The organism is Pseudomonas sp. MWU12-2345 (assembly GCF_023242385.1).
GTDB lineage: Bacteria > Pseudomonadota > Gammaproteobacteria > Pseudomonadales > Pseudomonadaceae > Aquipseudomonas > Aquipseudomonas gingeri_D.
This window is the reverse complement of the sequence record NZ_JALLJA010000007.1, coordinates 19,344-32,665: the sequence shown is the minus strand read 5'-3', so window position 1 is coordinate 32,665 and position 13,322 is coordinate 19,344. Positions and strand designations below refer to the sequence as shown.

Annotated in this window: 10 protein-coding genes; 6 read left to right on the top strand and 4 right to left on the bottom strand. The window is 62.8% G+C overall.

Annotation, left to right across the window (positions count from 1 at the left end; genetic code table 11):
• Positions 1-17 precede the first annotated feature (17 nt).
• The 3 genes from M5C71_RS15495 (at position 18) to M5C71_RS15485 (ending at position 1,898) form a co-directional block, all read left to right on the top strand.
• Positions 18-371 (top strand): gamma-glutamylcyclotransferase family protein, encoded by a 354-nt coding sequence (locus M5C71_RS15495; RefSeq protein ID WP_248768172.1) that lies wholly within the window; start codon positions 18-20, stop codon positions 369-371.
• Positions 372-464: 93 nt separating this feature from the next.
• Positions 465-1,211, top strand: coding sequence for an SDR family oxidoreductase (locus M5C71_RS15490; protein ID WP_103495087.1), 747 nt, complete (start codon positions 465-467; stop codon positions 1,209-1,211).
• 111 nt (positions 1,212-1,322) lie between these two features.
• Complete coding sequence (locus M5C71_RS15485; RefSeq protein WP_248768171.1) at positions 1,323-1,898, top strand: GNAT family N-acetyltransferase; 576 nt, start codon at positions 1,323-1,325, stop codon at positions 1,896-1,898.
• Positions 1,899-1,904: 6 nt separating this feature from the next.
• Here the strand turns inward: M5C71_RS15485 and mapR are convergent, their stop codons facing one another.
• The 4 genes from mapR to M5C71_RS15465 form a co-directional block, all read right to left on the bottom strand.
• Positions 1,905-3,323 carry a GntR family transcriptional regulator MpaR gene (mapR, locus tag M5C71_RS15480; protein ID WP_248768170.1) on the bottom strand — a complete coding sequence of 473 codons (1,419 nt, stop codon included), beginning with the start codon at positions 3,321-3,323 and terminating at the stop codon, positions 1,905-1,907.
• Positions 3,324-3,375: 52 nt separating this feature from the next.
• A complete protein-coding gene (gene ccoG / locus M5C71_RS15475) occupies positions 3,376-4,788 on the bottom strand; it encodes a cytochrome c oxidase accessory protein CcoG (protein WP_248768169.1) in 1,413 nt (470 codons plus the stop codon).
• A 206-nt stretch (positions 4,789-4,994) separates the two neighbouring features.
• Complete coding sequence (locus tag M5C71_RS15470; RefSeq protein WP_248768168.1) at positions 4,995-5,234, bottom strand: DUF3203 family protein; 240 nt, start codon at positions 5,232-5,234, stop codon at positions 4,995-4,997.
• A 75-nt stretch (positions 5,235-5,309) separates the two neighbouring features.
• Complete coding sequence (locus tag M5C71_RS15465; RefSeq protein WP_177143443.1) at positions 5,310-5,468, bottom strand: hypothetical protein; 159 nt, start codon at positions 5,466-5,468, stop codon at positions 5,310-5,312.
• Positions 5,469-5,719: 251 nt separating this feature from the next.
• Here M5C71_RS15465 and M5C71_RS15460 point away from each other — a divergent pair, with 251 nt between their 5' ends.
• The 3 genes from M5C71_RS15460 to glgB are packed head-to-tail and all read left to right on the top strand — an operon-like array spanning position 5,720 to position 13,322.
• Entirely contained in the window at positions 5,720-7,717 is a 1,998-nt protein-coding gene (locus M5C71_RS15460) for an alpha-1,4-glucan--maltose-1-phosphate maltosyltransferase (protein ID WP_248768167.1), read from the top strand.
• 41 nt (positions 7,718-7,758) lie between these two features.
• Positions 7,759-11,094, top strand: a complete 3,336-nt coding sequence (gene treS / locus M5C71_RS15455) for a maltose alpha-D-glucosyltransferase (RefSeq protein WP_248768166.1) — start codon at positions 7,759-7,761, stop codon at positions 11,092-11,094.
• Positions 11,094-13,322 carry a 1,4-alpha-glucan branching protein GlgB gene (gene glgB, locus M5C71_RS15450; protein ID WP_248768165.1) on the top strand — a complete coding sequence of 743 codons (2,229 nt, stop codon included), beginning with the start codon at positions 11,094-11,096 and terminating at the stop codon, positions 13,320-13,322. Before treS ends, glgB begins: the two co-directional genes overlap by 1 nt.

Genomic DNA, 13,322 nt, shown 5'->3' with positions numbered 1-13,322 from the left:
TGGCAGACGAGGCCTTCATGACCGATTTTACGGCAGCACCGGTACTGCTGTTTTCCTACGGCACCTTGCAGGACAAGGCTGTGCAACTGTCCAATTTCGGGCGCGAACTGGCGGGCAGCGCCGACCGCATGCTCGGCTATGCTCAATCCTGGGTCGAGATCACCGACCCCCAGGTCCTCGCCACCAGCGGCAAGACCCACCATCCCGTCGTCCGTCCCGGCAGCAACCCCGAGGACAGCGTGAGCGGCATGGTGTTCCAGATCGGCACCGAAGAGCTGGCGGCGGCGGATGCCTATGAAGTCTCCGACTACAAACGCGTCTTGGTCCGTCTGGCCTCCGGTCTGGATGCCTGGGTCTATGTAAGCGTTTAGTACCGCGCTTGCGACCTTTGGCGACTACACAAATAAGGCCGCCGACAGGTATGCTTTTGCGGCAAGTTACAGGTTGATCGAGGGAGCGGGTTCATGGACAAAGTCATCGTCATCACCGGCGGCAGTCGTGGTATCGGCGCCGCCACCGCGCTGCTCGCCGCGCAACAGGGTTATCGCATCTGCATCAACTACCTGGCGGACGAGGAGTCGGCCCTGCGTGTGCTGGAGCAGGTGCGCGGGCTGGGTGCCGTGGCCATTGCCGTGCGCGCCGATGTCAGTACCGAGGACGAGGTGATCCGCCTGTTCAACCGGGTGGACGCCGAGTTGGGGCCGGTCACCGCCCTGGTCAATAATGCCGGGACCGTCGGGCACAAGTCCCGGGTCGATGAAATGTCTGAATTCCGTATCCTGCAGACGCTGAAGGTCAACACCCTCGGGCCGATCCTCTGCGCCAAGCATGCGGTGCGGCGCATGTCGCCACGCCATGGTGGCCAGGGTGGCAATATCGTCAATGTATCCTCGGCGGCGGCGCGTCTCGGCTCGCCCAACGAATACGTGGATTACGCCGCCTCCAAGGGCGCGGTAGACACCTTCACCCTGGGGTTGTCCAAGGAGCTGGCGGGCGAGGGCATTCGCGTCAATGGCGTGCGTCCTGGTTATATCTATACCGAGTTCCACGCCCTGAGCGGCGATGCCGACCGGGTCAGCAAGCTGGAATCGGCCATTCCCATGGGCCGTGGCGGTCGCGCCGAAGAAGTGGCCGAAGCGATTATCTGGCTGCTCTCGGACAAGGCCTCCTATGCCACCGGGACCTTTATCGATCTGGCAGGTGGACGCTAAGTCGGTTTTTGCGCCAGGCATGTCGCTCGGGCACAACGCCCTGTCGAGTAGACACCGCACACTGTAACGCTGCTGCCAGGGCTTTACCTGGCCCGTTACAGGGACCCCCGAATGACCGTTATCTTTCGTCCTGCGCTACGCTCGGACGCCCGCGAGATTGCCCGCCTGTTCCAGATTTCCTCGGAAGGGGCTTGCGACTATATCTGGAGCCAGTTGGCTGAAGGCGATGAGTCCTTGCTGGATGTCGGCGAGCGGCGGTATGCCCGTGAGGGTGTGGATTTTTCCTATGAGAACTGCTGGATGGCCGAGGCGAATGGCCAGGTTATCGGCATGTTGCACAGCTATCCGATGTTTGAAGACCCGCAGGCAACGCCGAGCAGCGATCCGGTGCTGGCGCCGTATGCCGATCTGGAGATTCCCGACACCCTCTACATCTCCAGCCTGGCCTTGCACGATGGCTGGCGTAACCAGGGCCTGGGCGCGCGCTTTCTTGAATATGCCCGCCAGCGCTGCCGGGCGCTTGAGCTCAAGGGCCTGAGCCTGATCGACTATGCAATGAATACAGGTGCCTGCCGTTTCTATCAGCGTCATGGTTTTACGATCGTTGGCGAATGTCAGATCGTGCCGCATCCAATGATTCGGGTGACCGGCGCGGCGTATCTGATGCACTGGCCCTTGGCGCAATAATACGGCTCACTGCTCCAGCAACGACCGCACAATCCGTCCCAGGGTCTCCATCGCCTGCTCCGACACCTCGTTCCACGGGCTGCCGTAATTCAAACGGATGCAGTTGCGAAAGCGCCGGGTCGGCGAAAAGATCGGTCCCGGGGCAATGCTGATGCCCTGGGCCAGGGCGATCTGGAACAGTTTCAGCGAATCCATCTGTTCCGGTAGTTCCAGCCACAGGAAGTAACCGCCGCTCGGCTGGCTGACCCGGGTCTGTGCCGGGAAGTAGCGGGCAATCGCCGCCAGCATGGCGCTCTGCTGTTCCTCCAATGCATAGCGCAATTTGCGCAGGTGCCGGTCGTAGCCGCCATTTTGCAGATAGTCGGCCAGGGCCGCCTGGGCCGGCATCGAGGCGCACAGCGAGGTCATCAATTTGAGCCGTTCGACCTGCTGCGCGTAACGTCCCGCCGCCACCCAGCCGATGCGATAACCCGGCGCCAGGCTCTTGGAGAAGGAACCGCAATGCATCACCAGGCCCTCGGTGTCGAACGCCTTGGCCGGTTTTGGCGCCTGCTGGCCGTAATAGAGCTCGGCGTAGACATCGTCCTCGATCAACGGCACCTGATGCAGGCGTAGCAATTCCACCAACTCCTGCTTCTTCGTCTCGGGCAGGGTCGCGCCCAGGGGGTTCTGGAAGCTGGTCATGCACCAGCAGGCCTTGATCGGATGGCGTTCCAGGGTCTGGGCCAGCACTCCGAGGTCGATGCCGTCGCGCGGATGCACCGGGATCTCCACCGCCTTGAGCTTGAGTCGTTCCAGCACCTGCAGGCAGGCATAGAAGGCCGGAGCCTCGATGGCCACCAGGTCGCCGGGCTCGGTGACGGCTTGCAGGCACAGGTTCAGCGCCTCCAGGGCGCCGTTGGTGATCAGCAGTTCCTCCATGGGCAGCATCAGCCCGCCGACCATATAACGCAGGGCGATCTGCCGGCGCAGTTGCGGGTTGCCCGGCGACAGGTCGGTGACCACCATGCGCGGGTCCATCTCGCGGCTGGAGCTGGCCAGGGAACGGGACAGGCGTTGCAGGGGAAACAGCGTCGGGCTCGGGAAGGCCGAGCCGAAGGGCACGGTGGCGGGGTCCTTGATGGAGTCCAGCACCGAAAATACCAGTTCGCTGACATCGACCTCGGTGGACTCGCTGACCTGGCTGCTGATCGCCGGCTCCGAGAACGGGCTCGGCGTGTGGGCGTTGACGAAGTAGCCGGAGCGCGGTCGGGCGCGGATCAGGCCGCGGCGTTCCAGCAGGTAGTAGGCCTGGAACACGGTGGACGGGCTGACCCCGTAGGTCTGGCTGGCATAACGCACCGACGGCACGCGCTGGCCGGGGCCGAGGACGCCGGTGCGGATCAGTTCAGCGATGTCGTCGGCGAATTTTTCGTAGCGTTTCATGGTAACTCTGGCGTTCGGGTTGATCGGCATCGGCGTTCGGGATTCTAAGGCATCAACGGTTCAGCGGGGCGACAAAGCGGCTCTTCGCCACGCTGTAGACCTCGGGCTCGTCGCTGTCGACCACCTTGAAACTCAGCTCCTGCGAGCTGCTTTTCGGCCTGTCGCCGAGCATCGCCACCGACACCGGCAGGTCGGCGATTTCGCCCGCCGCCAGGTTCAGTTCGGTCTTGCCCTGCAACTGGAAGCCCTCGCTGTCCAGTAGCTCCAGGCGATAGCGCTGGGGCTGCTGGGTTTTGTTGATGACCTTGAGGCTGTAGATATTCTCGATCTGGCCCTGGCTGTTTTCCCGGTACAGCCCACGGTCCTTGCTTACGTCCAGCGAGACCATGGGCCGTTCGACCAAGGCCAGGGCCAACGCACCGATCATGATCAGCAGCACGGCGCTGTAGCCGATCAGCCGTGGGCGCAGCAGATGGGTCTTGCCACCCTGCAACTGATGCTCGGAGGTGTAGCTCACCAGGCCACGGGCGTAGCCCATCTTGTCCATGATCGAATCACAGGCGTCGATGCACGCCGCACAGCCGATGCATTCCATCTGCAAGCCGTCGCGGATATCGATGCCGGTGGGGCAGACCTGCACGCACATCTGGCAGTCGATGCAGTCCCCCAGGCCGACACTGGCCGGCGCCACATCACGTTTGCGCGGCCCCCGGTTTTCACCTCGGGCGGGGTCGTAGGAGATGGTCAGGGTGTCCTTGTCGAACATCACGCTCTGGAACCGCGCATAGGGGCACATATGCATGCACACCGCTTCCCGCAGCCAGCCGGCATTGATGTAGGTGGCGGCAGTGAAGAACAGCACCCAGAACAGGCTGACGCCGCCGATCTGCAGGGTCATCAGTTCCTGGGCCAGGGGCCGGATCGGCGTGAAGTAGCCGACAAAGGTCAGCCCGGTCAGCAGGCTGATACCCAGCCACAGGGTGTGTTTGGCCGCGCGCCGGGCCAGTTTGTTCGGGCCCCAGGGTGCGGCTTGCAGTTTGATGCGCTGGTTGCGCTCGCCCTCGGTGACTTTCTCGCACCACATGAACAGCCAGGTCCAGGAGCTTTGCGGGCAGGTATAACCGCACCAGACCCGCCCGGCGAACACGGTGATGGCGAACAGGCCGAAGGCGCAGATGATCAGCAGGGCCGAGAGCAGGATAAAGTCCTGGGGCCAGAAGGTCGCACCGAAGATATGGAAGCGGCTTTCGGCCAGGTCCCAGAGCACCGCCTGGCGGCCGCCCCAGTTCAGCCACACCGTGCCGAAAAACAGCAGGAACAGAAAGCCCGCGCCACCCAGGCGCAGGTTACGAAACAGTCCGCTGAAGCTGCGGGTATGGATCAGTTGGTCGGTAGATTTGGCCTTCATCTTTGGACGCAAAGGCTCAAAGGTTTCAACACTCTGGACGGGGATTCTCTCGCTCATGGTCTTTCGCTCGTCAGCCTCCATCAGGCCTGGGCACTATGCCGAGCGAACTGTTTGCATAACAGACTCAGGTATTTGAATAAAAAGCGGATCAGATAGGCGTGGGTGGGGGCCTGCGACAGCTTGTCCTACCCCGTGCCGCTCCCTGCCATCGTGCCCTGTGGCGCCGGGCGTAAATGCCGGGCGCCGGTGCTGACACAGGTCAATCAAATCACCGAATCACCGTCACTGGCCTTCACATGATGGCGACCGTCGAAGGCACCGGCGGCGGTCAGGACGTCGGCTTGCGCTTCGGTAATCCAGATGAACCGACCGTCCAGTTCGGCGCGGGACATGCTTTTATCGTCGTCGGTACTGATGCGCACGGCGCTGGCCGGCCCGTGGAGGCGGACATCGCCTTGCTCCAGGGCACAGGTCTGGTTCGAGGGTTCGATATGCACGGGCATGGTGCTCTCCTTATGTATGTTCAGGGGACGGCGCGGCTGAGGCGACATTCCCGTCTATGCTTCAGGCGCGCCGCGTCAGGCAATCACCGGGGGCATGGTCGTCGGTGGATCGATCCTGGGCGGCGGCGTGCTGCCCGGCGGTTCCTGCTCGGGGATCGGCTGTGGCTCCGTCGGTGGCAGGGTGGGTTGATCAATATTGGGATCGGGCGTTTCTGCCGGAATCGGAATATTCATGAAGCTGGCCTCCTTTATGCGTGCTTCAGATAGGCGCCCTGTTATGGATCAGGGCACCCCATATAACGGTGGACCCTGCCCGAGTGCTTTTGACTCCCGCTTTATGACGAGTGGAGTTTCCCGATAAATCGGTCTGAACTTTTGTTCCGGCAGTGGGCTCCGAACTGAAGTGACTTTGTTTCAGGATGAAGCCGGTTGCCATGCAGATTACGCAGAGTAGAGCGTCCATGGGGCGTAAGGAGTGATGCTCGATGTCAGCTGATAAACCGTTGGATGAGGAGGGCACCGAAGTCCTGCCCTTGTCCCAGGCCTTGCTGCTGCCGCGCATCGCCATCGAAGACGTGGTGCCTACCGTCGATGGCGGGCAGTTCGCGGTCAAGGCGGTGGCGGGGCAGGAACTGGTGGTGAGCGCCAAGGTATTTGCCGACGGCCACGACAAGCTGGCCGTGCTGTTGGCCTGGAAAAACCTGGGCGACGCCGACTGGCAACGCACCGCGATGACCGATAGAGGCAACAATGCCTGGCAGGGCCGCTTGCGGGTCGGCGACCAGGGGCGCTATGTCTATCGGATCGAGGCCTGGATCGATCAGTTCGCCAGCTTCTGCTACGAACTGGAGAAGAAATTCGTCGCCGGTGTGCCCATCGATCTCGAATTGCAGGAAGGGCGGGCGCAAGTGCTGCACGCCATCGAACGCAGTCATGAAGAGGTGGCCATGGGCCTGACGGCCTTGCATGAGGAATTGCTGCATCTGTCGAACGATGGCCAGGTCGAGCGCTTTCTCAAGGCCACCACGGCGCGGTTGATGCGCAAGGCCGATCACCATGCCTACCTCAGCCGCAGCTACGACTATCCGCTGGAGGTGGAGCGCAGCCTGGCGCAGTTCGCCAGCTGGTACGAACTGTTTCCCCGTTCGGTCACCGACCGGGCGTCCCGTCACGGCACCTTCAATGATGTGCACAGTCGCCTGCCGATGATTCGTGACATGGGCTTCGACGTGCTGTATTTCCCGCCGATCCATCCTATCGGTCGCAGCTACCGCAAGGGCCCGAACAATGCCCTGGTTGCCGGCCCCGACGATCCGGGCAGCCCTTATGCCATTGGCAGCGAGGAGGGTGGGCACGAGGCGATTCATTCACAACTGGGCAGTCGCGAGGATTTTCGCCGGTTGGTCAGTGCCGCGGCCGAGCACGGCCTGGAAATCGCCCTGGATTTCGCCATCCAGTGTTCCCAGGACCATCCCTGGTTGCAGGAGCATCCGGGCTGGTTCAACTGGCGGCCGGACGGCAGCATCAAGTACGCGGAGAACCCGCCGAAAAAATACCAGGATATCGTCAACGTCGATTTTTATGCCGCCGACGCGATTCCCAGCCTCTGGGTCGAGCTGCGGGATATTGTGCTGGGCTGGGTCGCGGAGGGGGTGAAGATCTTTCGTGTCGACAACCCCCACACCAAGCCGCTGCCGTTCTGGCAATGGCTGATCGCCGATGTGCGCGGAGCTCATCCCGAGGTGATGTTTCTCGCCGAGGCGTTCACCACGCCGGCAATGATGGCGCGCCTGGGCAAGGTCGGCTATTCCCAGAGCTACACCTATTTCACCTGGCGCAACACCAAGGCTGAACTGACCACCTATTTCACCGAGCTGAACCAGTCGCCCTGGCGTGATTGCTTCCGGCCGAATTTCTTCGTCAACACGCCGGATATCAACCCGGCCTTTCTCCACCATTCCGGGCGCGCGGGATTCCTTATCCGCGCGGCGCTGGCCACCATGGGCTCGGGGCTCTGGGGCATGTACTCGGGGTTCGAGCTGTGCGAGTCGGCGGCCTTGCCGGGCAGGGAGGAGTACCTGGATTCGGAGAAATACGAGATCCGTCCGCGGGACTTCAGCGCGCCAGGCAACATCATCGCCGAGATCGCCCAGCTCAATCGTATCCGTCGCCAGCACCCGGCCCTGCAGACGCACCTGGGGTTGCAGGTCTACAACGCCTGGAACGACAACATCCTGTATTTCGGCAAGCGCACGGCGGACCTGGAGAGTTTCATCCTGGTGGCGGTCAGTCTCGATCCGCACAACGCCCAGGAAGCGCACTTCGAATTGCCCTTGTGGGAATTCGGCCTGGCGGATGATGCCGCCACCCGTGGCGAAGACCTGATGAACGGCCACACCTGGACCTGGTACGGCAAGACCCAGTGGATGCGTATCGAACCGTGGCACCAGCCGTTCGGGATCTGGCGGATCACCAGGATCTGACGCTGTGTCCCCTCGCCACAATGAATTCCAAGGAGTGACCCATGGCGAAAAAAAGCCGCCCAGCCAGCTTTATCGACGACCCGCTCTGGTACAAGGACGCGGTGATCTACCAGGTACACGTCAAATCCTTCTTCGACTCGAACAACGATGGCATCGGCGACTTTCCCGGCCTGATCGCCAAGCTCGACTACATCGCCGACCTCGGCGTGAACACCATCTGGCTGCTGCCGTTCTACCCCTCGCCACGCCGCGACGACGGCTACGACATCGCCGAATACCGTGGTGTGCACAGCGACTACGGGACTATGGCCGATGCCAAGCGCTTTATCGCCGAAGCCCACAAGCGCGGCCTGCGGGTCATCGCCGAACTGGTGATCAACCACACCTCGGACCAGCACGCCTGGTTCCAGCGCGCGCGCCTGGCCAAGCCCGGTTCCAGCGCCCGCAACTTCTACGTCTGGTCCGACACCGACGACAAATACACCGACACCCGGATCATCTTCCTCGACACCGAGAAGTCCAACTGGACCTGGGACCCGGTGGCCGGCCAGTACTTCTGGCACCGCTTCTATTCCCACCAGCCGGACCTGAATTTCGACCACCCGCCGGTGTTGCAAGCGGTGCTGGCGGTGATGCGCTACTGGCTCGACCTGGGCATCGACGGCCTGCGCCTGGACGCCATTCCCTACCTGATCGAGCGTGACGGCACCCACAACGAGAACCTGCCCGAGACCCACCAGGTGCTCAAGAAGATCCGTGCCGAAATCGATGCGCATTATCCCGACCGCATGCTGCTGGCCGAAGCCAACCAGTGGCCGGAAGACACCCAGCTGTACTTTGGCGACAAAAGAGGCGACGACGGCGACGAATGCCATATGGCCTTCCACTTTCCGCTGATGCCGCGCATGTACATGGCATTGGCCCAGGAGGATCGCTTCCCGATCACCGATATCCTGCGCCAGACCCCGGAAATCCCCGCCAATTGCCAGTGGGCGATCTTCTTGCGCAACCACGATGAGCTGACCCTGGAAATGGTCACCGACCGTGAGCGCGACTACCTCTGGAACTACTACGCCGCCGACCGCCGGGCGCGGATCAACCTCGGTATCCGTCGACGCCTGGCACCGCTGATGGAGCGCGACCGCCGCCGCATCGAACTGCTCAACAGCCTGCTGCTGTCGATGCCGGGCACGCCGACCCTGTACTACGGCGATGAAATCGGCATGGGCGACAATATCTACCTGGGCGACCGCGATGGCGTGCGCACGCCGATGCAATGGTCCATCGACCGCAACGGCGGCTTCTCCCGCGCCGACCCGGCCAGCCTGGTGCTGCCGCCGATCATGGACCCGCTCTACGGTTATCAGTCGGTGAACGTCGAGACCCAGGCCGGCGACCCCCATTCGCTGCTGAACTGGACCCGCCGCCTGCTGGCGGTGCGCAAGCAGCAGAAAGCCTTTGGCCGCGGCAGCCTGAAAATGCTCTCGCCGAACAACCGCCGCATCCTCGCCTATACCCGCGAATACACCGGGCCCGACGGCAAGAACGAGATCATCCTCTGTGTCGCCAACGTGTCCCGCACCGCCCAGGCGGCGGAGCTGGAACTGTCCGCGTTTGCCGGCCGGGTGCCGGTGGAGATGCTCGGCGGCAACGCGTTCCCGCCCATCGGCCAGCTCAATTTCCTGCTGACCCTGCCACCCTATGGTTTCTACTGGTTCCTGCTCGCCACGGAAACGCAAATGCCCAGCTGGCACGTGGAACCGGTGCAGAGCCTGCCGGACTTCACCACCCTGGTGCTGAAACACCGTATGGAAGAACTGCTGGAAAGCCCTTCGCGCAAGGCCCTGGAGCAGACGGTTCTGCCGGAATGGTTGCCCAAGCGGCGCTGGTTCGCCGGCAAGGATACGGCGCTGGAACAGGTGCGCCTGGTCTATGGCGTGCGCTTCGGTGACCCGCAGCATCCTGTGCTGCTCGCTGAAGTCGAAGTCACGGCGGATGGCCGGAGCAGTCGTTACCAGTTGCCGTTCGGGTTTCTGGTCGAGGAACAGACCAACGCCGCATTACCGCAACAGTTGGCCATGGCCCGGGTCCGCCGGGGGCGGCAAGTGGGCCTGATCACTGATGCATTCAATCTTGAGCCGTTTATCCGCGCGGTCATCGACGGCATGCGCGGCGACACGGTATTGGTCGGCAGCGATGGCGAGCTGCACTTCCAGGCCGAACCCGGACTCAAGGCCCTGGAACTGCCCGCCGACATGACGGTGCGTTACCTGTCGTCCGAGCAGTCCAACAGTTCGGTGGTGGTGGCCGAGCGGATCATGCTCAAGCTGATCCGCAAGGTCAGTGCCGGTGTGCACCCGGAACTGGAAATGAGCGCCTACCTTACCGCTGCCGGTTTCCAGCATATTTCGCCGTTGCTGGGGTCGGTGGTGCGTCGTGATGCCAAGGGCGAAGACAGCCTGCTGATGATTGCCCAAGGGATGCTCAACAACCAGGGCGATGCCTGGAGCTGGACCCAGAATAATCTGGAGCGGGCGATCCGCGATGAATTGGCCGACGCCGTTTCGGACCATGAGCAGCATTTCAACGCCCTCGGTGAACTGGCGGATTTCGCCGGCTTGCTCGGCCAGCGCCTGGGCGAGATGCACCTGGTGCTCGCGGCGCCCACCGTCGACCCGGCCTTCAGTGCCCAGGCGAGTACGGCCAAGGATGCGCAGCATTGGAGCAAGACGATCTGCAGTCAGATGGAGCACGCCTTGCGTTTGCTCAAGCAGCACCAGCACGGGTTGCCGGAGAATGAGCGGGCGCTGGTGGGCCGTCTGCTGGAGCAGAAAAAAGCCATTCTTGACTATATTCAAAAATTGGCCGGCCAGGTGGTGGGCGGTCTGCGCCTGCGGGTCCATGGCGACCTGCATCTGGGCCAGGTGCTGGTGGTACAGGGCGATGCCTACCTGATCGACTTCGAAGGGGAGCCGGCCCGTTCGTTGCAGGAGCGTCGCGGCAAACACAGTCCTTACAAAGATGTCAGTGGTGTGTTGCGTTCGTTCGACTACGCTGCGGCCATGGCCTACAGCAGCGCCACGGTCCTTGAGTCGTCGGGGGCTGTCGGGCCGGCCAGTCGACGCGTCACCCAGCGTTATCTGATAGATGCCCGCAAGGCCTTTATCCAGGCATATCGGCGGGCGACGGCTAATCTTGTTCAGGCATGGCAGGATCCGGCCGGCGAAGAAGCGGCCCTGACCCTGTTCAGCCTGGAGAAGGCCGCGTATGAAATTGTCTATGAGGCGGAAAACCGCCCTGCCTGGCTCAGCGTGCCGTTGCAGGGTTTGAGCGGGTTGTTGAGTGAAGTGAAAACCTTGTCCGGTGGAGAGCAGTGATGAGTTTGAGCAAGGAACAAGGTAAACCTGTGAACCGTGCATTGCCCGCGAAGAAGGATATCGAGGCCCTGGTACGGGCCGAACACCAGGACCCGTTTGCCATCCTCGGCCCCCACGACGACGATGTCGGAGGGCAGTATATCCGCGCCTTCCTGCCCGGTGCCCTGGGCGTCCAGGCCTTGGCCCGCGACAGCGAGGAGGTCCTGGGCAGTCTCGACGGCACCGAGGTGCCGGGCTTGTTTGTCGGTCACTTCGCCCAGCGCCAGCCCTATCTGTTGCGCATCCAGTGGGCGGCGGGGGAGCAGATCTGCGAGGACCCCTACAGCTTCGGGCCGTTACTCGGGGAGATGGACCTCTACCTGTTCGCCGAAGGCAACCACCGTGACCTGAGCAGCTGTCTCGGCGCCCAGGTGACCCAGGTCGACGGCGTCGATGGCGTGCGTTTCGCGGTCTGGGCGCCGAATGCCCGGCGGGTTTCGGTGGTCGGCGACTTCAATATCTGGGATGGGCGTCGGCATCCGATGCGCCTGCGCCACCCCAGCGGCGTCTGGGAAATCTTTGTGCCGCGCCTGCATCCGGGCGAGGCCTACAAGTACGAGATTCTTGGCAAGGACGCGATCCTGCCGCTCAAGGCCGACCCCGTGGCTCTGGCCACCCAGCTACCGCCGGATACCGCTTCGCGCGTCGCTTCGCCCTTGCGCATCGACTGGCAGGACCAGGCCTGGATGGAATCGCGCGGCGCCCGGCATCGGCATGACGCGCCGCTGTCGATCTATGAGCTGCATGCCGGTTCCTGGCAGTGCGAGATCGACGAAGTCGGCGAAGTGTCCCGCCAGTACAACTGGGGCGAGCTGGCCGAGCGGCTGATTCCCTATGTCCAGCAGTTGGGTTTCACCCATATCGAACTGATGCCGATCATGGAGCATCCGTTCGGCGGCTCCTGGGGTTATCAGCCGTTGTCGCAGTTCGCGCCGAGTGCGCGTTATGGCAGCCCGGATGATTTCGCCGCCTTTGTCGACGCCTGCCATCGGGCTGAAATCGGCGTGATCCTCGACTGGGTACCGGCGCATTTTCCTACCGACACCCACGGCCTGGCGCAGTTCGACGGCACCGCCTTGTATGAGTACGGCAACCCGCTGGAAGGTTTTCACCAGGACTGGGACACCCTGATCTACAACCTCGGGCGCACCGAGGTCCACGGCTTTATGCTGGCTTCGGCGCTGCACTGGCTCAAGCATTTCCATGTCGACGGCCTGCGGGTGGATGCGGTGGCGTCGATGCTCTACCGCGACTATTCGCGCAAGGCCGGCGAGTGGGTACCGAACCGTCACGGTGGTCGGGAAAACCTCGAGGCCATCGATTTCGTGCGTCATCTCAACGATGTGGTGGCCCTGGAAGCCCCCGGTGCCCTGGTGATCGCCGAGGAGTCCACGGCCTGGCCGGGTGTGAGCCAGGGCACCCAGCAGGGCGGGCTCGGGTTCGCTTACAAATGGAACATGGGCTGGATGCACGATTCGCTGCACTACATCCAGCAGGACCCGGTGTACCGCGCCCACCATCACAACGAACTGAGCTTCGGCCTGGTGTATGCCTGGTCCGAGCGTTTTATCCTGCCGATTTCCCATGACGAGGTGGTGCACGGCAAGCATTCGCTGATCGACAAGATGCCCGGCGATCGCTGGCAGAAGTTCGCCAACCTGCGGGCCTACCTGAGTTTCATGTGGGGGCATCCGGGCAAGAAGCTGCTGTTCATGGGCTGCGAGTTCGGTCAGTGGCGCGAGTGGAATCACGATCAGCAGCTGGACTGGTACCTGTTGCAGTATTCCGAGCACCTCGGGGTGCAGAAGTTGGTGAGCGACCTGAACCGTCTGTACCGCGAGGAGCCGGCGCTGTATGACCAGGACGATGTGCCCCAGGGCTTCCAGTGGTTGATCGGCGACGATGCGACCAACAGCGTCTATGCCTGGCTGCGCTGGAGTCGGGAAGGGCGACCGTTGCTGGTGGTCGCCAACTTCACCCCGGTGCCGCGCGAGGCCTATCGGGTCGGCGTGCCCTTTGCCGGGCAGTGGAAGGAAGTGATCAACAGCGATGCGGCGATGTATGCCGGCTCCAACTATGGCAATGGCGGCGGGGCCTTCACCGAAGACCACGCCAGCCATGGCCAGGCCGTGTCGCTGGTGCTGAACCTGCCGCCACTGGCGGTGCTGATGTTGCGGCCGGAGGGCTAG